Raw genomic sequence first — 22,373 nt, 5'->3', positions numbered from 1 at the left:
TAACGTCAACTTGGCTGTTGGAATTTTCATCCGCCATTCTGCCCTGAATCCGGCGAAAAATGCGCAAACCATGGCCAAGTGTGGCGAAGATGCGACACGACCAAGATGATCGCGTTACATCCATGTAACTTTGGTTTGACCCCCAAATCGGCGGGCGCCTAACGTGTGTGCAACCGGGTCCAAGGTCCCGGGACATTGCAAGCGGCGCGAGGGCCCAGGCGCGAATTCTTCAAACGCAAATACAGCGGCGGCGGTTGCCGCGGCTTGCCGGCGTTTCGCCCTTGGTCTTCCGACCCACCCATTTGAAGGGGATATGATGACTGACTACCCGACCAATTCCGGTCTGAAGCGTAAGCGGCTGCTCACCAGCACGATGTTCGCCGGCCTGGCCATGCTGGCCGTCCCGGCGACCGTGGCGATCACCTCCCTCGCCCCGAGCGTTGCGAGCGCCCAAGACTACACCACCGGCATTCTGTCGGGTCAGGTGCAGAACGAAACCGGCGCCGGCGTCGCCGGCGCGACCGTCAGCGTCACCTCGGACCAGGGCGTGACCCGCTCGGCCACCACCGACGCGACCGGTTCGTTCCGCATTCCCGCCCTTTCGGTCGGCGGCTACTCGGCCACCGTCACCGGCAACGGCCAAACCCTGGAAAACCAGCGCGTCACCGTCTCGCCCGGCGGCGCCACCTATAACTTCACCCTGAGCTCGGGCGCGGTGGCTGAAGTCGTCGTCACCGCCACCCGCCGCGTGCAGGACTTCAACCGCACCGACGTCGGCCTGGCCGTGGACGTGCAGGACCTGGCGAACCGGGTTCCGATCGGCCGCTCGATCAACTCGGCCGTCCTGCTGACCCCGGGCGCCGGTTCGGCCGACGCTTCGATCGTCACCAACGGCGTGCGTCGTAACCAGTCGGGCGTGACCCTGTCGGGCACCTCGGCCGCGGAAAGCGTCTACTACATCAACGGCATGAACGTGACCGACCAGCGGACCTTCCTGGGTTACGCCGATCTGCCGTTCGACGCGATCCAGACCGTGGAAACCAAGACCGGCGGCTATCAGGCCGAATTCGGTCGCGGCACCGGCGGCGTGATCAACATCGTCACCCGTTCGGGCTCCAACGAGTTCCACGGCGGCGTCACCGCCTTCTGGCAGCCGAACAGCATGCGCGCCAACCGTGGCCGCGCCTATGCGCCGGGCGGCAACAACTCGGTCGGTCAGATCGTCGAGAACGCCTTCTCCAAGGCGGAAGCCAACGAGCAGACGATCTGGGCCAGCGGCCCGATCGTGCAGGACCACGTCTTCTTCTTCCTGCTGTACAACAACCGCTACAACAACAACTGGGGTCCGATCTCCTTCGCCAACACGACGACGGACAACGGCACCTATCTCCAGACGAAATACAACGACCCGCGCATCTTCGGGAAGTTCGACTTCGTCCTGAACGAAAACCACAAGATCGAAGCCACGCTGTTCTCCGACAGCTCGACCACGGACTACAATCCGTGGAACTACAGCAAGTCGCAGCAAAAGATCACTGGGCCGCTGAACAACTACTTCCAGAAGTCGGGCGGTCTGAACCAGATCTACAAGTACACCGGCGTGTTCACCGACTGGTTCACCCTGTCGGCCCTCTATGGCGAATCCGAGAGCAACTACAAGGATTACGGCCCGAACATCACCCAGCCGGGTATCCTGGACTACGGCGCCCTCGGCGGCGCCAACGCCACCAACGGCCGCCAGGGTGGTCCGTTCAACCTGTCGGGCACTGACACCCGCAAGACCTACCGCGTGGACGGCGACTTCTACGTCAAGCTGGCGGGCGATCACCACATCCGCGTCGGCTACGACCGTGAAGACCTGACCTCCACCGCCTACAGCGCCTATTCCGGCGGCGCGCTCTACTACGCCTACGATCAGGCGTCCTGCCCGACCGGCGCCGGCGTCAACGGCTGCGTGGAACTGCTGACCTTCGCCAACATCGGCGACTTCGAAGCGGAACAAAGCGCCTGGTACGTTCAGGATTCGTGGGACATCACGGACAACCTGAATATCCAGCTCGGCATCCGTCAGGACGTGTACGACTACAAGAACAGCGGCGGTCAATCCTACATCAAGATCGACGACCAGTTCGCTCCGCGTCTGGGCTTCAACTGGGATCCCACCGGCGACGGCGTGGACCGTATCTACGGTTCGGTCGGCGACTACTATCTGCCGATCGCGCTGAACACCTCGATCCGCGCCTCGTCGGGTGAAATCTACACCGACCAGTACTTCCAGACGGATCGCTCGGCCCCCTGCCTGACCACTACGTCCTGCGGCGCCCTGATCACGAACGCGGCTGGCTTCCCCACCGTCGGCGCCCAGATCGGCGCGACCGACTACTTCTCGCCTCCGGGCGGCCCGGATCCGCGCTCGGTCATCGAGCAGGACCTGAAGCCGATGTACGAGCGTGAGTTCATCCTGGGCTACGAGCACCGCTTCCGTGACGGCATGTTCGCCGACTGGACCGCGGGCGTCCGCTACATCCACCGCGAGCTGCAGAGCACGATCGAAGACACCGCGATCGGCGACGCCGTGAACCGGTATTGCGTCCGCACCGGCAACGCCGCCTGCGCCGCGGTCGATCCGAACGTCTATCCCTACGTTCTGATCAATCCGGGCGATGGCGCCAAGGTCTTCCTCGACATCATGGGCGAGACCCGGACCGACGCCGCCGGCAATCCGAACCCGGCCTATGCGCCGCAGTGGATCAACCTGACCTCCGCCGACATGGCCCTGCCTGAAGTCGAGCGGAAGTATCAGGCCCTGGAGTTCACCTTCCAGCGTCCGTTCGACGGTCGTTGGGGCCTGCAAGGCTCGTATACCCTGGGTCACTCCGAGGGTAACTACGAAGGCGCGGTGAAGTCGGACGTCGGCCAGACCGACACCTCGATCACCCAGGACTTCGACCACCGGGCGAACACCCTGAACGCCTACGGCGATCTGCCGGGCGACCGTCGTCACACCCTCAAGGTGTTCGGCACCTACGCCCCGACGGACAAGCTCTCGATCGGCGCCAACTTCACCGCTCAGTCGGGCCGTCCCTACGGTTGTATCGGCACCGTGCCGAGGACCGTCGATCCCCTGGCGCCCGACTCCGGCACGCCGAGCGGGTGGTTCTGCCCGAATGGCGCTCAGGTTGCCGGCGCGGTTGTTCCGGCCGCCCTCAGCCAGCAACTCGCCGCCGTGGGTCAGCCGGCCGCCGCTTATGACCGGGTCGCCACTCCGCGCGGCGAGTCGGGCACCACCGACGCGACCTACACCGTCGACCTGAACCTGGCTTACCGGTTCATGGACAAGGGCGCGGCCGGCTCGCTGGTGGGCACCCTCGACATCTTCAACCTGTTCGACGGCGACGCCGTCACGCGGGTTGTGGAGCAGGGCGAAGTCCGCACCTCGGCGGGCGCGATCAAGGGCGTGAAGGCTCCGTTCTACGGTATGGCCCGCACGTACCAAGCCCCGCGCACCGTGCGCGTCGGTCTGAAGTACGCCTTCTAAGAAAAGCCTCTTCGGAGGGTTTTGAGAGGCCGCCTTTCGAGGCGGCCTCTTTTTTTGCGCCTATCGCGACGCGGGCGACGGCGGCGGCGCCGAGCCGCCCGGCGGCCTGACGGGATCGACGTGCAACGGCGGCCAGTTTGTCGCCTTCTCCCCCTGTGGGAGAAGGTGGCCCGCGTAGCGGGTCGGATGAGGGGTCGCTCAAACAGCGCAGCGTAAGATCGGCCGGATAGGGCGGTGCGCCCCTCACCCGTCGGCTTTGCCGACACCTTCTCCCGCGAGGGGAGAAGGGAACGCCGAAGCGAGCGCCGTTCAGGCCGTCAGAACGGCCGCGGGGCCAGGACCCGCGCGCCCTGCTCGCGCAGGCGGGCTTCGGCCACGGCGTCGAGGATGCGCGTGGCGCGCGGGTCGCCCAGCACCCAGGCGGCCGCCGCCAGGGTCTTGGCCGACGACTCGCTGACCCCCATCAGCCGTTCCAGCGCCTCCAGCGGCGAGCCGGGGCCGCCGACCTTCTTCACCCGCACCTCGCCGTCGATCTTGGCCAGGCTCTTGGCCTTGGCCACCGCCTCCTCGATGCCGCCCAGCTCGTCCACCAGGCCCAGTTCCTTGGCCTGCGCTCCGGTCCACACCCGGCCCCGGGCGATCTCGCGCACGCGCTCGGGCGGCAGCTTGCGGCCCTCGGCCACGCGCGTGACGAAGCCGGCGTAGATCTCGTCCATCCAGGCCGAGAAGGCGGCCCGCTGAGCCGGATCGAAGTCCTGGCCGCTGGAGAAGGCGCTGGAGTAGTCGCCGCCCACAGCCAGATGGCGCATGTCCACGCCCAGGCGCGACAGCGCGTCGCCGAACACCACCTTGCCGCCGAACACGCCGATGGAGCCGGTCAGGGTCGTCGGCTCGGCCACGATCGACGAGGCCTGCGACGAGATCCAATAGCCGCCGGAGGCCGCATAGGTCCCCATCGAAACCACCACCGGCTTGCCGGCCGCCTTGGCCGCCCTGACGCCCGCCAGAATCTGTTCGGAGGCCGTGTCCGACCCGCCGGGCGAAGAGACCCGCAGCACGATCGCCTTCACGTCCTTGTCGTCGGTCGCCTCCTTCAGCGCCTCGGCGACGTCGTCGGAATAGATGGTCGCGTCGGCCGTGAACGGTGAGCCGCCGCCGCCTTCGCCGGTCACGATGGCCCCCTCGGCGCCCACCAGGGCTATGGTCGGACGACCCCGGCCCGCCTGGGCGCGGTCGCGCCGCGTGCGCGCCTCATAGTCCTCGAACTCCACCAGCTTGGCGCCCGAGCCGGCCTTGGTGAGCAAGGCGTCGCGCGCCTCCTGCGGCAGGCCCAGGTGGTCGACCAGGCCCAGTTCCTTGGCGCGCTCGGCGCTGTAGGGGCCGGCCTCCAGGGTGCGGGCGAGGGCGGCCGCGTCGGTCTTGCGGTCGGCCGCCGCGGCGCTCACGGCGGTCTGGTAGATCGAGGTCATCCAGGAGAGCTCGGACTCGCGGTGCGCGGCCGTGTAGTCGCTCTGCAGATAGGGATTCACCGCCGTCTTGTATTCGGCGCGCTGCTCGTACTCGGCCTTCACGCCGTACTTGTCCATGGCGCGCTTGAAGAACACGTCCTCGTTGGACATGCCCGTCACCTGGAACGAGGAGAGCGGCTGCATCCACAGGTCGCCGCTGGCCGCGCCCAGCATATAGGTCGAGGTCACCGCGCCGGAGGCCATCAGGCCCTGGCTGTGGGCGATCATCGGCTTGCCGGAGGCGCGGAAGCGCTGGAAGGCCAGGCGCAACTCGTCGGCCGCCGCCGGGGTGAAGCCGCCCTCGGGCAGCCGCACGATGATCCCCTTCACCCGGTTGTCGCTCTGCGCGGCCTTCAGGGTGTCGACCACGGTCATCAGCGACTCGCCGCCCGCGCCGAACGCCGCCAGCGGATTGGAATCGCCCTGGTCGGAAAGGCTGGTGCGCAGGTCCAGCTCCAGCACCGTGCGCGCCGGCACGGCCGCCGGCTTGGCCGCCCCGGCCGCCATGGTCACCAGCAGGAAGGGGACGCCGATGAGGAAGATCGCCAGCCCGACGAACACGCCGGCGACGGTGAGGAAGAACTGCTTCATCGGGTCCTGCGCAGCAAGACCGGCCAGCGTGACCTCCACGCCGCTGCGGTCAACGCCACGCATATAGGGCGCCGCCGCGCCCCGCCATCTCGCAAGCGTGGAAAGTCTGGAAAATGCGAGGAAAATCCCTGGTCGGAGTAGCAGGATTTGAACCTGCGACCCCTACGTCCCGAACGTAGTGCTCTACCAGACTGAGCTACACTCCGACGAGGGAGGGCGCCTTATAGGGTAGACGTTTCTGCACCGCAAGCGGGTCAAAACGACATCTTTGACATGCATGTGAAGGGGGTGTTGCATCCCGCCCGGCGCTGCGCTATCTCCGCCGCCTCGCGCGGCCCAAAAGGCTGCTGCGCCGTTCCTGCTGGGGAATGGTGTAATGGTAACACTGCGGTTTTTGGTACCGTCATTCTAGGTTCGAGTCCTAGTTCCCCAGCCACTTCCCTCCCGATTTCCCGCGGCTATGGTTCGAGGGCTTCCCATCGCATCGGGCGATGCGAACGGTCGCGTCGCGAGCCGCCTTGGTGAGCGCTTGGTTCAGCGCGGTTAAGAAACGCTCCTGTGCGCCTTTAGGGCGCAGGCGGACGGCGGTCGCTCGCGTATGCCGATAGCGGCGCCGGCAAATGTAGCTGAATAGAATACGCCCGACCGGGACGTCTCGACTCCCGTTCCTGCGCCGGGCTTCAGTTCGCGCCTACCAGGGATGCTCGCGCGCAGCCCCTCCGTTTTGGAGGCCGGCGGCCGCCCGGCGACGGCCACGCCATCGCGATCGTTTCAGCTTGATAAACGCCACCCCGTGGTTCGCATTGATCGGTCATCAGCGACTTGGCCACTGGGCCGCAACACATCGGGGCCGCCGGGGGGATGCCGCTGGCGATCGGCTCGGCCGGTTTACCGGCGCTCGTCCGGCGCGTGGCGTGCGAGTACGCCTTCGATGCGGTCGATGTTTGCGACATGGGCCTCCAGCATGGCCTTCAGTTCGGCGTGGAGCCGGTCGTCGCGGACCTTCGGCAGCAGGGCCTCCAGCTTGCGGACGACCCAGCCCTGGCCGCGGTTGAGCAGGGCGAGGCGGGCCGCGAGGCCCGGCGTCGCCATGACCTTGCCGTAGAAGTCGCCGACTCTGGCGGAGGGCTTCGCGTCCAGGCGCCGCAGGGCCCCGACCAGCATCCGACACCAGTGCGTCTCGTCGGCGAGGACGGTGCGCGCCGCGGTCTGGATCTCCTGGCCGTCGGCCAGGGCCACCAGGTTCGCCCCGACGCGAACGCCGGCCCGTTCGGCTTCGAGCAGCTCGGTCAGGGCTTCGATGAGGGCCTTCCCGTCGAGGTAGCCCATGTAGTCGTCGGGGGCCTCGTCGGCGTAGCAGACCGGAGAGCTCGGCGGGTTTGGTCGTTCGGCCTCGGTCATGGCGTCGTCGCCGGGGCGGCGTCCTCTTCGAGCGGGGCGGGCGGGGCGATCATCGCGCGACCTCCGCTAGTGGATCGGCGGTTCGGCGCCGCCTCGGGCGCCGTGGGCGAGGGCGTGGCCCGGGGCCGCGTCGAGGTCCGCCAGCAGGTCGGCCTCCGCCTCCAGGCCGACGGAGAGGCGCAGGAGGCCGTTGGTGACGCCGGCGACGGCGCGGGCCTCGGGGCTCATGCCCACGTGGGTCATGCTCTCGGGGTGGGCGACGAGGCTTTCGACCCCGCCCAGGGACTCGGCGAGGGTGAAGACGCCCAGCCCGCCGACGAAGGCGCGCACCGCCGCCATGCCGCCGGCGAGCTCGAAGCTCAGCATGGCGCCGAAGCCGCGCTGCTGGCGCGCCGCCAGGCGGTGCTGCGGGTGGCTGGGCAGGCCCGGATAGTGCACGGCCTTCACCGCCGGATGGCCGAGCAGCAGCGTCGCCAGGGCCTGCGCCGTCCGCTGCTGGCGCTCGATGCGAGGAAACAGGGTCCGCAGGCCGCGCAGCGTCAGATAGGCGTCGAAGGGCGCTCCGGCGACGCCGGTCGTGTTCGCCCAGGCCGCCATCGCCTCGCTCTCCGTCCGGTCGGCCGCGATCACCGCGCCGCCGACCACGTCGGAGTGGCCGTTGATGTACTTGGTGGTCGAGTGCACGACGAAGTCGGCCCCCAGCGCAAGCGGCTGCTGCAGGGCCGGGGAGAGGAAGGTGTTGTCGACGGCCACCTGAGCGCCCGCCGCCTTGGCCAGTCCGGCCAGGGCCTCGATGTCGACCACCCGCATCAACGGGTTGCTGGGCGTCTCGATCCACAGCAGGGCCGGCGCGTCCTCCAGGGCCAGCGCCACGGCGGCTTCGTCGGTCTGGTCGACGAAGGCGACGCTGAACTGCCGGCGCGCCGCCCGCGCCGCCAGCAGCCGATAGGTCCCCCAGTAGCAGTCGTGGGGCGCGACCACGAGGTCGTCCGGCCCCAGGCGGGAGAGCACCAGATCGATGGCGGCCATGCCGCTGGAGGTGACGACCGCGCCGGCGCCGCCTTCCAGCTTGGCCAGGGTGTCGGCCAGCATGTCGCGGCTGGGGTTGGCGCTGCGGCTGTAGGCGTATGGGCCTTCGCGTTCGACGCCCTCGAACGCGAAGGTGCTCGACAGGTAAAGCGGCGGAGCGACCGCGCCGAAAGCCGCGTCGGTCCCGATGCCGTTCGAGGCGGCGATGGTCTCGGGCGCCTTGGGCGACGGCTTCGGCGGGCGGGAAGTCATGACCGCAGCTGCACCAGGCGCAGATAGGGCTTCTGGGTTTCCCAGCCTTGCGGGAAGCGGGCCTCGGCGTCCTTGTCCGAGAGGCTCGGCACGATGATCACCCGTTCGCCCGGCCGCCAGTTGACCGGGGTGGCCACCTTCTCGTTATCGGTCAGTTGCAGGCTGTCGATAATGCGCAGGATTTCGTGGAAGTTCCGGCCCGCGCTCGGCGGATAGGTCAGGATCAGGCGGATTTTCTTGTTGGAGTCCACCACATAGACCGCGCGCACCGTCAGGGTCGGATCGCTGTAGGGATGGATCATGCCGTAGAGGCTGGCGACCCGGCCGTCGGCGTCGGCGAGGATCGGGTAGTTGACGGTCTGTCCCTGGGTCTCGGCGATGTCCGCGCTCCAGGCCTTGTGCGAGGCGACGGGGTCGACCGACAGGGCGATCGGCTTCACCCCGCGCTTGTCCCACTCGGGCTTCAGGCGCGCGACTTCGCCCAGCTCGGTGGTGCAGACCGGGGTGAAGTCCTTCGGGTGGCTGAACAGGATGCCCCAGGATGAGCCCAGCCACGCGTGGAAGCGGATCGGGCCTTCGGTGCTGTCCTGTTCGAAGTCGGGGGCGATCTGGCCCAGTTGCAGCGACATCCTTATTCTCCTTCTGCGTTCCAGCTCTCAGGCGTTGAAGTCGCGGCCCGCCTTCACCTCCGGCGCGTAGCCGGCGCGAATGGCGAAGTCGCCGAAGCGCTCGCCGTCCAGGCGGTCGCGGGCGTAGTGGCCGATGATGGTGTCGAGCAGGGCCAGGATCGCGGCTTCGCCCACGTTTTCCAGGACCATCTTGTTGAGGCGCTGGCCGTGGAAGCCGCCGCCCAGATAGAGGTTGTACTTCCCCGGCGCGCGGCCCGTCAGGGCGATCTCGGCGACATAGGGGCGCGAGCAGCCGTTGGGGCAGCCGCTGATGCGCAGGGTGATCGGCTCGTCGATCAGGCCGTGTCGTTCGAGGATCGCCTCGATCCGGCTCTGCAGGGGGGGCAGATAGCGCTCGGACTCGGCCATGGCCAGGCCGCAGGTCGGCAGGGCCACGCAGGCGATGGCGTTCAGGCGCAGGCCGCTGGCCTGGTTGAGCTCGGCGAGGCCGAAGCCGTCGAGCAGGCCCTCGATCAGCTGGCGGTCGCGCGCGGCCACATTGGCGATGACCAGGTTCTGGCTGGGCGTCAGCCGGAAGCCGCCCGGGTGAGCCCTGGCGATCTCGCGCAGCCCGTCGAGCATCGGGCGGTTCGGTCTGTTCTCGATGCGGCCGGCCTCCACGAACAGGGTGTAGTGGTGGCGACCGTCCTCGCCTTCCCGCCAGCCGAACGGGTCGCCATTGGTGGTGAGCTCGAACGGTCGGGCCGGCTCGAAGGCGAAGCCCTGCAGGGCCTCGATCTCCCGCACGATCCAGTCGAGCCCCTTGTCGTCGACGGTGTATTTGAAGCGGGCCCGCGCGCGGTCGCGGCGGTCGCCGTATTCGCGCTGGACGGTCATCACCGCGTCGGCGGTGGCGAACACCCTGTCCTTGGGCATGAAGCCGATCACGTCGGCCAGGCGCGGATAGGTCGCCGGCGCCTGGTCGGTACGGCCCATCCCGCCGCCGATCGCCACATTGAAGCCTTCCAGCCCGTCGGGGCCGGCGATGGCGATGAAGCCGAGGTCCTGAGTATAGACGTCGATGTCGTTGGTCGGCGGGACGACGAAGCCGATCTTGAACTTCCGCGGCATGTAGGTCGCGCCGTAGAAGGGCTCCTCCGGCTCGGACGCGGCCACCCGCGTCTCGCCGTACCAGATCTCGTGATAGGCGCGCATCCGCGGGATGGCGCGGTCGCTGGCGCGCCGGGCCAGGTCATGGACCTCGGCGTGCAGGGCCGAAAGATGCGGGTTGACCGAGCACATCACGCCGCGCGCGTCGTCGCCGCAGGCCGAGATGGTGTCGAGCAGCGCCGTGTGCAGCCCCTGGATCAACGGGCGCAGGCTGTCCTTCAGCACCCAGTGGAACTGGAAGGTCTGGCGGGTCGTTAGGCGCAGGGTCTTGCGCCCGTGCTCGCGGGCCAGGGCGTCGAGGGTCAGCCACTGTTCGGACGTGCACACCCCGCCCGGCAGGCGCACCCGCGCCATGAACTGATAGGCCGGTTCGAGCTTCTGGCGGCGGCGTTCGTCCCGCAGGTCGCGGTCGTCCTGCTGATAGACGCCCTGGAATTTCATGAGCTTGGTGTCGGAATCCGTCACCGCGCCGGTCAGCCGGTCGAGCAGGCTGAGCGCGATGGTCCCCCGCAACTGGTCGCTGGTCGCCTTCAGGGTCTCGTCCGGGCCGAGAGCGCCCAGGGGCTGGGAAAGGTCGCGGCTGCGGTCGGTCGGCGCATGCGGAACGAGGGGCGAGGTCATCAGTAGACGTCCCGCTGATAGCGATGCTCGCGGACGAGGGTCTTGAGCCGTTCCTCGGCCTCGTCGCGGCCGAGCCGACCCTGTTCGACCAGGATGGCGGCGAGGGTCTCGTGGATGTCGGGGGCCAGGTGCGTGGCGTCGCCGCAGACGTAGAGGCACGCGCCGTCCTCGATCCAGGCGAACACCTCCGCGGCGCGCTCCAGAAGGCGATGCTGCACATAGAGCTTCCGGTCGCCGTCGCGCGAGAAGGCCACGTCCATGCGTGTCAGCGTCTTGTCGCGCAGCAGCCCCTGCCATTCGGTCTGGTAGAGGAAGTCGGTGCGGAAGTTGCGCTCGCCGAACACCAGCCACGAGCGGCCGGACGCGCCCTGCGCCTCGCGGTGCTGCATGAAGGCGCGGAAGGGGGCGACGCCGGTCCCGGCCCCGATCATAAGGATCGGCCGTTCCGGCTCCGGCAGCCGGAAGTGCGGGTTCGGCTGGATGTAGACGGGCAAGGTCGCTTCCGCGTCCAGCCGGTCGGCGATCTGGCCGGAAGCGACGCCGGCGCGGGGTTCGCCATGCAGGGTGAAGCGCACGGTCGAGACCGTCAGGTGGGCTTCGTCCTCCGCCACGAGCGGGCTGGAGGCGATGGAGTAGAGCCGGGGCTGCAGCGGGCGAAGGCCGGCCAGCAGGGCCGCCGGGGCCACGCCGGGAGCGGGGAACGCCCTCACGATGTCGATGATCTGGTGGCCGCGCAGGAAGGCGGCGCGCGCCTCCCGTCGGTCCTCGCCCAGCAGAACCTTCAGCTTGGCCGCGGCTGTCGCCTGGGCCCATTGTTCGAGGAAGCGCGGCGTCGCGGCGGTGATCTCATAGGCGCTCTCCAGGGCTTCGCCGAGCGGCAGGTCGCCGGCCTTGACGGTGACGAGGAGCGAGGGCGACAGCCCCAGGGCGTCGAGCAGGGTCGCGACGACCGCCGGATCGTTCCGGGTCTGCAAGCCGAGCGCGTCGCCGGGTTCATAGGTCAGGCCGGAGCCCTGGAGCGATAGTTCGAGGTGGCGGGTCTCCTTGCTGGAACCCCGGCCCGTGAGGACCAGATTGTCGATCACCGGCGCGGGGAAGGGGCGCTTCTTGTCGAACTGCGCCGCCGCCACGGGATCGGGCCGGGAGAAGGGGGCCCTGTCCGACGCGGCGGCGGCCGGCGCCTTATGGGCGGGCTCTCCCCAGCCCGCGGCGCATTGGGACAGCACGCGGTCCATCCAGGCCGCGGCGGCGTCCTCGTAATCGACGTCGCAATCGACCCGCGCCTCGAGGCGGGCGGCGCCCAGCTCCTCCAGGCGGCGGTCCAGGCGGCGGCCGGCGCCGCAGAAATGTTCATAGGTGGAATCTCCCAGGGCCAGGACGGCGAACCGCAGCTGTTCCAGGCGCGGCGCCTTGCGTCCCTCCAGGAATTCGAAAACGTCGGCCGCCGCCTGGGGAGGGTCGCCCTCTCCCTGGGTGCTGGTGATGAGCAGCAGGTCCTGTTCGTCCTTCAACCGCCGGACCTTGTAGCTCCCCATGTCGAAGAGGCGAACGGGACGGCCCATCGCCTCGGCCTTGCGGGCCAGAATCTCGGCGAGGCCCCGGCTGTTGCCCGTTTCGGTGGCGAACAGGACGGTCAGGGTCCGCGCCGCGCCGGATGGGATGTGTGAAGCGTCCGGAACCTGCGCGGACCCGCCTGTCTCCTTCCGTCCACGCACTCCATCATCAAAGCCCGCGAAATAGCCGCTGACCCATAGGAGCTGGGAAGGAGACAGGCCCACGGCCAGGCTGCGCACGGCGCGCCGCTGCTCTTCGGTGAGCCCGGGACCGGGAAACTCAGCCACAGTCATCTTGCGCGCACGTTTTCGCCTTTGTGGGACCGTCTCCGTCGAGGCGCGGGGGGATGCGTCTCGACGGCCTCGAACTTGCGCCCGCGGAAAACAACAAACAAACGAATGGTATTGCGGTTTATCTGCAATGATGTTGTTCTTTCCGTCATGGACATCAACCTGGCCAAGACCTTTCTGGAAGTGGTCGCGACGGGGAGCTTCGTGGGGGCGGCGGATCGCCTTCACCTGACGCAGACCGCCATCAGCGCACGGGTCCGCCTGCTGGAAGACCAGGTCGGCCGGCGCCTGTTCGTGCGCAATCGCGCCGGCGCCAGGCTGACCCCGGCCGGCGAGCGGTTCCAGCACTACGCCACCACTCTGGTTCAGGTCTGGGAGCGCGCGCGCCGGCAGATCGCCCTGCCGCCGGGCCGGGCCAACCTGGTGGGGCTTGGCGGCGAGTTCAGCCTGTGGAATCCGCTGCTCGTCGACTGGATGCTGTGGATGCGGGAACACCAGCCCGACGTGGCGGTGCGCACCGAGGTCGACAGCGCCGAGCACCTGCTCGAGCGGGTCCAGGACGGCTCGCTGGACGTCGCGGTGCTCTACAGCCCGCCGCAGCGGCCGGAACTGGTGCTCGAACTGCTGGTCGAGGAAAAGCTCATCCTGGTGACGACGGCCGACGACGGCCGGGTGCGGCCTGAAGACTACATCTTTGTCGACTGGGGCGAGCCGTTCACCACCAGCCACGCCACCGCCTTCCCGGATTTCGTCAACACAGGGGTCACGGTCTCGCTGGGGCCGCTGGCGCTGAGCTATCTGCTGGCCGTGGGCGGCGCGGGCTATTTCCGCTCCTCGGTGGTCGAGCCCTACTTCGAGAGCCGGCAACTTCGCCGCGTCGAGCGTGCGCCGGAGTTCTCCTATTCAATCTATGCGGTCTATTCGGCGCGCAGCACGGCCGACGACCTCGAGCCCGTGCGCGAGGGCTTGAGGCTCTGCGCCAACCAGTACGGCGCCGGCCGGGCGTCCTAGTCCGCTCGCCGGAAGGCGCCGGCTTCGGTGACGACAAGGTCGAGCGGAATCTCCCGCGCCGAAGGCCGGACGGAGCTCAGGCGCATGAACTCGAACCCGACCCCGACGCAAAACGGCCTCGGGATGCAGGCCAGGAGCCGGCCGTAGGAGCCGCCGCCATGGCCCAGCCGAAAGTTCTCTCCGTCGAAGCCGACGACGGGCGCGAACACGATGTCCGGCGTCACCAGGGGACCGTCGCGGGGAAAGGAGACGTTGTCGTCGCCCGAGATCAGCGGATCGCCCGGCGTCCAGGCCCTGAACTGCATCACCCCGTTCTCCGCGGGCGGGGCCCGCAGGGCCGCCACGCCGCCCGCCTCGATGATGCGGCGGACGAGGGGGAACAGGCCGATTTCGTCGCGGCGAGGCCAGTAAAGCCCGAACCGGCGGCTCCAGTGGCCCGCGAGGGCGTTTTCGACCTGACGGATCGCCGCCTTGCTGAGCTTTCGAAAGACGGTCTCGCCGAGCGCCGCGCGCTGGCCGAGCAGGGCTTCGCGCCGTTCTCGTCGCCAGGCCTCGCCCGCGGCGCGCACCTTCAATGCGAGAGGAACAGGGCGGCGGGCGATCGGCCTTCGAGGAGCGCCCGGGTCGTGCCGCCGAAGATGAAGCGCTGGAGGCGCGGGTGGCCGAAGGCCCCGGCGACCAGCAGGCGGGCTCCGACGCCGCGCACGGCGTCGAGAATCATTGGGCCCACCTCGCTGTGGCCATGCAGCGTTTCCGGGATCGCCATGACGCCCTGGTCGGCGAGGTAGCCCAGAGCGCGGGCGCCGTCACAGGGGCGCGTCATGGCGTGGGGCGCGGTCAGGAGCACGACCTGATCGGCTTTCCGCAGCAGGGGGATGGCGCGGCGCACGGCGCGGGAGGCTTCGCGGCCTCCGTCCCAGGCGATGGCGACCGTCCCGCCGATCACCGGCAGGTGGTCGGCGATCAGCGCCGGACGGCGTTCGTCCATGAGGATCTGCTGGAAGGCCGGCGCGAAGAACCCATGCCCCTGGGTGGCGGAGCGATCCCACACGACCACGTCGGCGAGCCGGGAGGCGGTGCGAAGGCCGAGCCAGTCGTCGGCATAGACCGCCTCGAAGGTCTTCTTGGGGTAGTCGAGATCGGCGAGAAGGTCGCGGCAGCGGGCTTGTCCCTCATCGGCCCCCCGTTGCAGGGCGGCTATGGCGACGTCGGTCGGACCGACGCCGGCCTCGTTGGCCCAGCTGAAGAAGCTGGTGGGAGACACCGTCGCGAAAACCATGGTCACGGTCGCGCCGAACGGCTCGGCCAGGGTCTTGGCCACCGCCAGGGTCGGGCCGTCGGTTTCGCCGCCGAGCGCCGGCGCCAGGATGTTGCTCCAACTCATGACGTCCTCCTTTTGAGTGCGGCGTCGCCGGCCGCCGGGCGCGATGCGACGGGGCGAGTCCGTAGGCGCGATTTGCGGATGAGCGCCTCGTACTGGTGGGCCACGAGGTGCGACTGGATCTGGGTAAGCAGGTCGATCGCCACGACCACGACGATCAGGAGCGAGGTTCCGCCGAGGTAGAAAGGCAGGTTGTAGGCGCCGATCAGCATCTCCGGCAGCAAGCAAACCAGGGTGATGTAGGCCGCGCCGATCACGGTCAGGCGGGTCAGGACCTGATCGATATATTCGGCGGTCTGCCGGCCGGGACGCACGCCGGGCAGGAAGCCCCCGTGTTTGCGCAGGTTGTCGGCGGTGTCCTGCGGACTGAACACCACCGAGGTGTAGAAGAAGGTGAAGAACACGATCATGCCGCCATAGAGCGCCATGAACAGCGGTCGCCCGTGTTGCAGCTGCGCGAGCGCGGCGGAAACCCAGCGCGGCTCGCCGCCCTGGAAGGCCGACCCGGTCATGCCGAGCACCGTGGCCGGCAGCAGCAGCAGGGACGACGCGAAGATCGGCGGGATGACGCCGGAGACGTTGATCTTCAGCGGCAGGAAGGAGCTCTCGCCGCCGAACGTCCGCATGCCGGTCTGCCGCCGGGGGTACTGCACGAGCAGCCGGCGCTGGGAGAGCTCGACGAAGACGATGGCGACGACGAAGGCCGCCACCCCGAGTGTGATCGCCAGCACCGTCATGCCCGACATCGAGCCGGTCCTCACCTGGGTGAAGATCTGGGAGACGTTGCGGGGCAGCACCGCCACGATGCCCGCCAGGATGAGCAGGGAGATGCCGTTGCCGATCCCCCGAGCGGTGATCTGCTCGCCGATCCACATCAGGAACATCGAGCCGCCGGTCAGGGTGACGACCGTGGAGATGACGAAGACGGGGCCGGGGGTGGTCACCAGGCCCGGCGACGTCTGCAGGCCGAGCGCGATACCGAAGGCCTGGAAGAGCGACAGGACCACGGTCAGATAGCGTGTGTACTGGTTGAGCGTCTTGCGGCCGGCCTCGCCCTCTTCCTTCCGCAGCTTTTCCCACGGCGGGTAGATCGCGCCCATCAGCTGCACGATGATCGACGCCGAAATGTAGGGCATCACGTTCAGGGCGAAGATCGCCATCCGCTCGACGGCGCCGCCCGAGAACATGTTGAACATGCCGAGCAGGCCGTTCGCCTGTCCGCGGAAGGTCTGGGCGAATCCGATGGGGTCGATGCCTGGGATCGGCACGTAGGTCCCCAGTCGATAGATGACGAGGGCTCCCAGGGTGAAGAAGATGCGCTGATGAAGCTCCTTCGCCTTGGTGAAGGTCGCCAGATCCAGGTTCGCGACCAGTTGTTCCGATGCTGACGCCACGGATCGTCCTCCCGCGCGTCGGTTGTCCACGCCGACTGTTCACGGCGAAACCAACGGGCGGGCCCGATTACGAGGGTGCTATTTACCGCAATCAAGCGAATGCTATTGCTGATTCAGTGCAATTATTTCGCTTTAATCGGAGCGATCGCCCTCACTGCAGATTTCTTGCTGGGAAATCGCAAGACGATTGGTTTGCCTGTCCCGCCGCCCGTCGCAAACTGACGTGCTGAAAGGGCGGTCCGTCATGCCTCCACATCCCGAAGCCGCGCCGCATTTCCAGATCAGGCGGGTCTATCTTCCCCCCGCGCCCGACGACGGACGTCGCGTCCTGGTGGACCGGCTATGGCCTCGCGGTCTGAAGAAGGCCGACGCGGCTCTCGATCTCTGGCTGCGGGACGTGGCGCCCAGTTCGGAACTACGTCGCTGGTTCGGCCACCAGCCGGCCCGGTGGCCGGTGTTCCGTGAACGATACCGGGCCGAACTGGCGAGCAATCCGGCGGTCGCCACCCTGCGCGCCCTTGGGCCGGGCCGCGTGACCCTGCTCTATGGGGCCAAGGACGAGCTTCACAACCAGGCTCGGGTCCTGGCGGAGTTCCTGCAGGAATAGAGCGGCGCCTCGCGGTCCGACCGTCAGCCCGCGACCCTTTCTTCCGTCCGCTGAAGCAGATCGTTCAGCACATCGCGATTGTCCGTCAGGTCCGCGAGGGTGAACCCGTCGAGCGTGTCGAAGAAGGCGTTGGACGCCTGGGTAAGCGCGCGTTTGAGCTTGCAGGCGGGCGCAATGGCGCAATAGCCGTGCTGGGCCGCCTCCATGCACGGCACGAGGCCGGCGACGCCTTCGGTGCGACGAACGACGTCCCCCAGGCGAATTTCGTGGGGCGGGCGCGCCAGGCGGATGCCCCCCTGCTGGCCGCGCACGGTCTCGATGTAGCCGGCCACGCCGAGTTCGTGGACCACCTTCATGACGTGGTTGCGGGAGATGGCGTAGGCCTGGGCGATCTCCCCGATGGTGGAGAGCCGGCCGGGATGCAGCGTCGCGTACATCAAGGTGCGCAGCGCATAATCCGTATAGACCGTCAGCCGCATTCGACTTGTGTTTTCCCCGCAAGCGTCGACACAGGGCGGCAGCCTACCACACCCGCCCTGCCGCCGGCCCGCTGTTTGTCGCCGCTACGGATGGCGGTCGTCCACGAACACCGGCAGCTCGTTGTACTGGTGGAACGGCGGCGGTGAGGAGAGAGTCCATTCGAGCGTGGTGGCGCCTTCGCCCCAAGGATTGGCGACGCCCTTGCGGCGGCGGATGAAAGCCTCCAGCAGCATGATGAAGAAGAACCCCATGCTGATCGCCATGACCACGTAGCCGATCGAGGAGACCTTGTTCCACAGCGCGAAGGCGTCCGGATAGTCGACGTAACGGCGCGGCATGCCCTGCAGGCCGAGGAAATGCTGCGGGAAGAAGATCAGGTTTGTGCCGATGAAAAAGATCCAGAAATGCAGCCGACCGAGCGTCTCGTTGTACTTCACGCCGGAGACCTTCTCGAACCAGTAGTAGAAGCCGGCGAAGATGCTGAAGACCGCGCCGAGCGACAGCACGTAGTGGAAGTGGGCCACCACGTAGTAGGTGTCGTGGAACGTCAGGTCCAAGGCCGCGCTGGCCAGGGCGACGCCGGTCACCCCGCCGATGACGAACACGAAGATGAACCCGATCGCCCAGAGCATCGGCGTCTTGAAGTCGATCGAGCCGCCCCACATCGTCGCCACCCATGAGAACACCTTGATGCCGGTCGGCACGGCGATGACCATCGAGGCGGCGGAGAAATAGGCCGAGAGCGCCATGCCCATGCCCACGCTGAACATGTGGTGGGCCCAGACCACCGAGCCGAGGAAGCCGATGGCCGCCATGGCCGCGACCATCCCCATGTAGCCGAAGATCGGCTTCTTGGAGAACGTCGCCACCACGTGGCTGACGATGCCGAACCCCGGCAGGATCATGATGTAGACCTCGGGGTGGCCGAAGAACCAGAACAGGTGCTGGTACATGATCGGGTCGCCGCCGCCGTTCGGGTTGAAGAACGAGGTCCCGAAGTTGCGGTCGGTCAGCATCATGGTGATGGCGCCCGCCAGCACCGGCAGGGTGAGCAGCAGCAGGAAGGCGGTGATCAGCACCGACCAGGCGAACAGCGGCATCCGCGCCAGCGTCATGCCCGGCGCGCGCATGTTGAGGATGGTGGTGATGAAATTGATCGCGCCCAGGATCGAGCTCGCCCCCGCGACGTGGATGGCGAGGATGACGAAGTCCACCGACGGTCCCGAATGCCCGGTCGTCGACAGCGGAGGATAGAGCGTCCAGCCAGTGCCCGCGCCGTGGCCGGGTCCGCCGTCGACGAACATCGAGCTTATCAGCAGCACGAAGGACGCGACCAGCAGCCAGAAAGAAACGTTGTTCATCCTCGGGAAGGCCATGTCCGGCGCCCCGATCATCAGCGGCAGGAAGTAGTTGCCGAAGGCCCCCATCTGCGCCGGCATGACGGTGAAGAAGATCATGATCAGGGCGTGGGCGGTGACCACGACATTGAAGCCGTGCTTGCCCTCGAAGACGCCCAGCTGGCTGAGCCACGACCCTTCGCCGAACACCTGCACGCCCGGCTCGTAGAGCTCCCACCGCATCAGTCCCGAGAGGGCCCCGCCCAGAACCCCCGCCATGATCGCGAAGACCATGTAGAGGACGCCGATGTCCTTGTGGTTGGTCGAGAAGAGCCAGCGCACCAGGAAGGGGGGCTTCCCGTCCGCGTGGTCATGGGCGCCTCGCGCCAGCGTCGTGGTCATCTTTCTCACCCCGAGGGAACTTTCGGGCGGAGGCTAAGCCATCACGCAATCAAAGATGTATGAAATATATTTCTTTTAAGCGGCGCCCGATTTGCGCTTGGCGCCGTCGCCCGGCCCAAACAAGTATGATAAATACATGTTTGAGCGACTTTCGCAGGAGATGCGTGATGCCGACCCAAAGAGACCGGAGCCGTCTGGGGCCGGGCGTGGCCGTGGGCGTGACCGAGGAGATGATCCACGCCGTGGTGCACGGCTTCTACGCCGTGGTGCGCAAGGACCCCGCCATCGGGCCGGTCTTCAACCGCGCCATCCCCGACGAGGAGTGGCCCGCCCACCTGGCGAAGATGTGCGATTTCTGGTCATCGGTGCTGCTGATGACCGGCCGCTTCAAGGGATCGCCGATGGCGGCCCATGCACGGATCGAGGACATTCGGCCCACCCACTTCGCGCGGTGGCTGCATCTCTTCCGGCAGACGGTGGAAGCGCTGTGCCCGCCCGAGGCGGCGGCCCTGTTCGTCGCCAAGTCCGAAATGATCGCCAAAAGCCTGCAGCTGGGCATCGCGGTCAGCCGCGGGGAACTGCCCACCGCCGGCGAGAGGCTGAGAGCCTGAGGGCGTCATGAACACGCGGCTGCCCACAAACGCCACGCCCTACCGGCGCACGGACGTCTTCACCGAAGTGACGGTCCCGCCGGGCCTTCTCAAGGCCCACACCACCAAGGAGGGGGCCTGGGCGCTGATCCATGTCCTCGAAGGGCGGCTCGCCTACCGGGTGGTCGATTCCCGCCGGCTTGAGTCCTCGGTGGTCCTCACGCCGGAACGGCCGCCGGGCGTCGTCGAGCCGACGATCCTGCACCAGGTCGAACCGCTGGGGCCGGTGCGCTTCTTCGTGGAGTTTCACCGGCTGGAGGGCGCGCCTGAGAGATAGCTTCCGGCGGCGGCACGCAGCGCGCTTCCAGACGCCGAACCTGCTCGTCGGCGTGATCCGGGCTTGGGGGCGGCCTCCTCGCGACGGCCGCCCCTCGCGATCATGGCAGCTTGATAAACGCCATGCCGTTGTTGGCGTTCATCGGGATGACCAGCTGGTTGGCGACCGGGTCGTAGCACATCGACGCCGCCGCCGGGATGCCGCTGGCGATCAGTTCGGCCGGCTTGCCGGGGACGATCTTGGAGACGCCGCCGCGCTGCACGCTCGAGGTGTACTTGGTGCCGTCCTTCATGATGACGATGCCGTCGTTGCCGGGCATGGCGGCATGCTCGGTCTTCAGCACCTGTCCGGCCGGCGAGACGGTCAGGATTTCGTCGGTGGCCATGTTCAGCACCACGATGTTGCCGTCGTTGTCGATGGCCACGCCGTTCGGCGACTTCACGACCGGCGCTTCCAGGAAGTTCGAGGTCTTGCCGTCCGGCGTGATCTTCACGATGCGCTGCGGATTGCCGGTCTGCGAGCCGTAGATCGTGCCGTCCTTCGCCACCGCGATGTCGTTGATCCAGGCCACGTCGGGCGAGCGGATTTCGCCGGCCGGAGCGCCGGTGGCCAGGTCGAAGATGCGGATTACCGAGACGCTCGGCTCGTTGGGCGTCGTGCCGCCGTCGCGGTCGGCCAGGTACAGCTTCCCGTTCATCACGTCGCTGCCGTAGGGCTCGTTCAGCGTCAGGCCGTTGCGGTTGAAGCCGATCCACTTGGGCGTATGCACCGAGCCGTCGTGGTTGATCAGCGAAACGAAGGCGTCGTTCTGCGCCTGGGTCTGGTTGGCCCCACGGCCCGGAGCGAGGATCAGATTGCGGGTCGGGTCGTACGAACAACTCTCGGTGCTCACCAGGGCGCCGTACATCTTCACGTTCGAGGTGGCGGGCGTGTAGGCGCCGGTGGCGGCGTCCACCACGCCCAGCGGACGGCCGGCGGTGAACGGCTGCGGCGCGGCGGGTGCGGCCGGGGCAGGAGCTTGGGCGATAGCGGTCCCACCCAGCAGGAGGACGGCAAGGGAAGCAGCGGCAATCGTTTTCATGTCGGAACCTCTCTTCGGGTTGGGCGAGACTAACGCGTCTTACGGCTTGGGAACGGCGACGGCGCTCCAGGGCCGCGTGCCGGCCTTGACGGTGGCGACCACCTTCAGCGTCGCGGTGTCGATCACCGAGACGTCGTTGGAGGGGCCGTTGGCGGCGTACAGGAACTTTCCGTCGGGACTCTTGGCCAGGCCCCACGGCCGCTGGCCGACCGGTATGCTGGTGGTCAGGCTCAGGGCCTTGGCGTCGACCACCGCCACCTTGCCGGCGCGGCCGCCGGTGACGAACAGCTGGCCGCCGTCGGCGCTCAGCTGCATGTCCATCGGGCGAATGGTCTTGTCGGCCAGGCGAATGGTGTTGACCACCCGGCGGCTGTCGACGTCGATCACCGCGATGCTGGCGTCGTTCTCGCCCGAGACATAGGCGCGCTTGCTGTCGGCCGAGAACAGGGTGTTGCGCGGGCGATCGCCGACCTTGATGTTCCCCAGCGGCTTCAGGCTGGCCACGTCGATCACGGTCACCTCGCCGTGCGCCTCGGAGGTCACGAACACATACTTGCCGTCGGGGCTGATGTTCACGCCTTCCGGCTCGTCGCCGGTCTTCACCTCGGCCAGCTTCTGGCCCGTGGCGGCGTCGACCACCACGGCGGTCGAGGTGTCCTCGCTGGAGATGAACAGCTTGCCGTCCGGCGTCACGTCCATCTGCTCGGGGTCCGAAACGCCGGTGATGGTCCGCAGCACCTTGCCGCTCGCCACGTCGAACACGGCGATGCCGTCCTTGCTCTTGTCCGGCGGCGGCAGCGTGTCCTCGTCCACGCCCGGGCCGCCGATCGGCGAGCCGGAAACGGCGATGTAAAGCGTCTTGCCGTCCTTGCTGACGCGCACGCCGCGGGGGCGCTGGCCCACCGGCACGGTGGCGACCACGCTGTTGGTCGCCCCGTCGATCACGGTCAGGTCGTTGGAGATCTCGTTGGTGACGTAGACATTGTACCCCTTGGCGGCTTCCGGCGCGGCGGGCGCCTCGGCCGTCTTCTCGGCGGGCCCGCAGGCCACGAGGGCGGCGGAGAGCGCGGTCAGGGCCGAGGCCGAGAGCAGGCGTTGAATGGACGTCACGGGCGTTTCTCCGTCTTTGTTCTCAGTTGCGTCTAGCATAGCCGTCGAGCGGCCTTGGATGAAAGTCTCAGAACATTTCAT

Annotated in this window: 18 protein-coding genes and 2 tRNA genes; 6 read left to right on the top strand and 14 right to left on the bottom strand. The window is 67.8% G+C overall.

Features of this window, described 5'->3' with window-relative positions; genetic code table 11:
• The first annotated feature begins 316 nt into the window (after positions 1-316).
• Positions 317-3,538, top strand: coding sequence for a TonB-dependent receptor (locus ACFLIT_RS11080; protein ID WP_479911289.1), 3,222 nt, complete (start codon positions 317-319; stop codon positions 3,536-3,538).
• Positions 3,539-3,855: 317 nt separating this feature from the next.
• On the opposite strand, the gene sppA is transcribed toward ACFLIT_RS11080, so the two are convergent.
• Both sppA and ACFLIT_RS11070 read right to left on the bottom strand, forming a co-directional pair.
• The gene (gene sppA / locus ACFLIT_RS11075) at positions 3,856-5,637 is read right to left on the bottom strand and encodes a signal peptide peptidase SppA (protein ID WP_479911520.1); all 1,782 of its coding nucleotides are present in this window, start codon (positions 5,635-5,637) and stop codon (positions 3,856-3,858) included.
• A gap of 129 nt (positions 5,638-5,766) precedes the next feature.
• Positions 5,767-5,843, bottom strand: a tRNA-Pro gene (locus ACFLIT_RS11070).
• A 156-nt stretch (positions 5,844-5,999) separates the two neighbouring features.
• Between ACFLIT_RS11070 and ACFLIT_RS11065 the strand changes: the two genes are divergently transcribed.
• Positions 6,000-6,073 (top strand) — tRNA-Gln (locus ACFLIT_RS11065).
• Between the two features lie 452 nt (positions 6,074-6,525).
• Here ACFLIT_RS11065 and ACFLIT_RS11060 read toward each other — a convergent pair.
• From ACFLIT_RS11060 to ACFLIT_RS11040, 5 genes are all read right to left on the bottom strand, one after another.
• Positions 6,526-7,038 (bottom strand): DUF6306 domain-containing protein, encoded by a 513-nt coding sequence (locus tag ACFLIT_RS11060; protein ID WP_479911288.1) that lies wholly within the window; start codon positions 7,036-7,038, stop codon positions 6,526-6,528.
• A 66-nt stretch (positions 7,039-7,104) separates the two neighbouring features.
• Entirely contained in the window at positions 7,105-8,319 is a 1,215-nt protein-coding gene (gene metB / locus ACFLIT_RS11055; protein WP_479911287.1) for a cystathionine gamma-synthase, read from the bottom strand.
• Positions 8,316-8,948 carry a peroxiredoxin gene (locus tag ACFLIT_RS11050; RefSeq protein WP_479911286.1) on the bottom strand — a complete coding sequence of 211 codons (633 nt, stop codon included), beginning with the start codon at positions 8,946-8,948 and terminating at the stop codon, positions 8,316-8,318. Before ACFLIT_RS11050 ends, metB begins: the two co-directional genes overlap by 4 nt.
• Before the next feature lie 27 nt (positions 8,949-8,975).
• On the bottom strand, positions 8,976-10,718 hold the full coding sequence (locus ACFLIT_RS11045) for an NADPH-dependent assimilatory sulfite reductase hemoprotein subunit (RefSeq protein ID WP_479911285.1): 1,743 nt from the start codon (positions 10,716-10,718) through the stop codon (positions 8,976-8,978).
• Positions 10,718-12,559 carry an assimilatory sulfite reductase (NADPH) flavoprotein subunit gene (locus tag ACFLIT_RS11040; protein ID WP_479911284.1) on the bottom strand — a complete coding sequence of 614 codons (1,842 nt, stop codon included), beginning with the start codon at positions 12,557-12,559 and terminating at the stop codon, positions 10,718-10,720. Before ACFLIT_RS11040 ends, ACFLIT_RS11045 begins: the two co-directional genes overlap by 1 nt.
• Before the next feature lie 153 nt (positions 12,560-12,712).
• On the opposite strand from ACFLIT_RS11040, the gene ACFLIT_RS11035 reads away from it, so the two are divergent.
• Entirely contained in the window at positions 12,713-13,573 is an 861-nt protein-coding gene (locus tag ACFLIT_RS11035; RefSeq protein ID WP_479911283.1) for a LysR family transcriptional regulator, read from the top strand.
• Here the strand turns inward: ACFLIT_RS11035 and ACFLIT_RS11030 are convergent.
• Genes ACFLIT_RS11030 through secY form a run of 3 tightly spaced genes read right to left on the bottom strand, consistent with a single transcriptional unit; the run spans position 13,570 to position 16,348 of the window.
• Positions 13,570-14,142: a 5-formyltetrahydrofolate cyclo-ligase gene (locus ACFLIT_RS11030; protein WP_479911282.1), complete on the bottom strand. Its 573-nt coding sequence runs from the start codon at positions 14,140-14,142 to the stop codon at positions 13,570-13,572. The genes ACFLIT_RS11035 and ACFLIT_RS11030 overlap by 4 nt on opposite strands.
• A gap of 2 nt (positions 14,143-14,144) precedes the next feature.
• Entirely contained in the window at positions 14,145-14,957 is an 813-nt protein-coding gene (locus tag ACFLIT_RS11025) for a universal stress protein (RefSeq protein ID WP_479911281.1), read from the bottom strand.
• Positions 14,954-16,348, bottom strand: a complete 1,395-nt coding sequence (gene secY, locus ACFLIT_RS11020; protein WP_479911280.1) for a preprotein translocase subunit SecY — start codon at positions 16,346-16,348, stop codon at positions 14,954-14,956. Before secY ends, ACFLIT_RS11025 begins: the two co-directional genes overlap by 4 nt.
• Positions 16,349-16,592: 244 nt before the next feature.
• On the opposite strand from secY, the gene ACFLIT_RS11015 reads away from it, so the two are divergent.
• A complete protein-coding gene (locus tag ACFLIT_RS11015; protein ID WP_479911279.1) occupies positions 16,593-16,955 on the top strand; it encodes a DUF488 domain-containing protein in 363 nt (120 codons plus the stop codon).
• A 23-nt stretch (positions 16,956-16,978) separates the two neighbouring features.
• Here the strand turns inward: ACFLIT_RS11015 and ACFLIT_RS11010 are convergent, their stop codons facing one another.
• Positions 16,979-17,434, bottom strand: coding sequence for an Rrf2 family transcriptional regulator (locus ACFLIT_RS11010; RefSeq protein ID WP_479911278.1), 456 nt, complete (start codon positions 17,432-17,434; stop codon positions 16,979-16,981).
• Between the two features lie 84 nt (positions 17,435-17,518).
• Complete coding sequence (gene ctaD / locus ACFLIT_RS11005; RefSeq protein WP_479911277.1) at positions 17,519-19,174, bottom strand: cytochrome c oxidase subunit I; 1,656 nt, start codon at positions 19,172-19,174, stop codon at positions 17,519-17,521.
• A 167-nt stretch (positions 19,175-19,341) separates the two neighbouring features.
• Between ctaD and ACFLIT_RS11000 the strand changes: the two genes are divergently transcribed.
• Entirely contained in the window at positions 19,342-19,785 is a 444-nt protein-coding gene (locus tag ACFLIT_RS11000; protein WP_479911276.1) for a group III truncated hemoglobin, read from the top strand.
• Positions 19,786-19,792: 7 nt separating this feature from the next.
• Positions 19,793-20,101: a TehB family protein gene (locus ACFLIT_RS10995; protein ID WP_479911275.1), complete on the top strand. Its 309-nt coding sequence runs from the start codon at positions 19,793-19,795 to the stop codon at positions 20,099-20,101.
• A 100-nt stretch (positions 20,102-20,201) separates the two neighbouring features.
• On the opposite strand, the gene ACFLIT_RS10990 is transcribed toward ACFLIT_RS10995, so the two are convergent.
• Both ACFLIT_RS10990 and ACFLIT_RS10985 read right to left on the bottom strand, forming a co-directional pair.
• Entirely contained in the window at positions 20,202-21,182 is a 981-nt protein-coding gene (locus ACFLIT_RS10990) for an NHL repeat-containing protein (RefSeq protein ID WP_479911274.1), read from the bottom strand.
• A 39-nt stretch (positions 21,183-21,221) separates the two neighbouring features.
• On the bottom strand, positions 21,222-22,292 hold the full coding sequence (locus ACFLIT_RS10985) for a beta-propeller fold lactonase family protein (RefSeq protein WP_479911273.1): 1,071 nt from the start codon (positions 22,290-22,292) through the stop codon (positions 21,222-21,224).
• Positions 22,293-22,373: the final 81 nt, after the last annotated feature.

Source organism: Caulobacter sp. HJHS_5 (assembly GCF_056683955.1).
The sequence above is the reverse complement of the archived record's forward strand: the minus strand, read 5'-3'. Positions and strand labels throughout refer to the sequence as shown.

Excerpts from the sequence above, each read along its gene's own strand:
- ACFLIT_RS11080 (WP_479911289.1), top strand. The coding sequence starts at position 317 with ATGACTGACTACCCGACCAATTCCGGTCTGAAGCGTAAGCGGCTGCTC.
- sppA (WP_479911520.1), bottom strand. The coding sequence starts at position 5,637 with ATGAAGCAGTTCTTCCTCACCGTCGCCGGCGTGTTCGTCGGGCTGGCG.
- ACFLIT_RS11060 (WP_479911288.1), bottom strand. The coding sequence starts at position 7,038 with ATGACCGAGGCCGAACGACCAAACCCGCCGAGCTCTCCGGTCTGCTAC.
- metB (WP_479911287.1), bottom strand. The coding sequence starts at position 8,319 with ATGACTTCCCGCCCGCCGAAGCCGTCGCCCAAGGCGCCCGAGACCATC.
- ACFLIT_RS11050 (WP_479911286.1), bottom strand. The coding sequence starts at position 8,948 with ATGTCGCTGCAACTGGGCCAGATCGCCCCCGACTTCGAACAGGACAGC.
- ACFLIT_RS11045 (WP_479911285.1), bottom strand. The coding sequence starts at position 10,718 with ATGACCTCGCCCCTCGTTCCGCATGCGCCGACCGACCGCAGCCGCGAC.
- ACFLIT_RS11035 (WP_479911283.1), top strand. The coding sequence starts at position 12,713 with ATGGACATCAACCTGGCCAAGACCTTTCTGGAAGTGGTCGCGACGGGG.
- ACFLIT_RS11025 (WP_479911281.1), bottom strand. The coding sequence starts at position 14,957 with ATGAGTTGGAGCAACATCCTGGCGCCGGCGCTCGGCGGCGAAACCGAC.
- ACFLIT_RS11015 (WP_479911279.1), top strand. The coding sequence starts at position 16,593 with ATGCCTCCACATCCCGAAGCCGCGCCGCATTTCCAGATCAGGCGGGTC.
- ACFLIT_RS11010 (WP_479911278.1), bottom strand. The coding sequence starts at position 17,434 with ATGCGGCTGACGGTCTATACGGATTATGCGCTGCGCACCTTGATGTAC.
- ctaD (WP_479911277.1), bottom strand. The coding sequence starts at position 19,174 with ATGACCACGACGCTGGCGCGAGGCGCCCATGACCACGCGGACGGGAAG.
- ACFLIT_RS11000 (WP_479911276.1), top strand. The coding sequence starts at position 19,342 with ATGCCGACCCAAAGAGACCGGAGCCGTCTGGGGCCGGGCGTGGCCGTG.
- ACFLIT_RS10995 (WP_479911275.1), top strand. The coding sequence starts at position 19,793 with ATGAACACGCGGCTGCCCACAAACGCCACGCCCTACCGGCGCACGGAC.
- ACFLIT_RS10990 (WP_479911274.1), bottom strand. The coding sequence starts at position 21,182 with ATGAAAACGATTGCCGCTGCTTCCCTTGCCGTCCTCCTGCTGGGTGGG.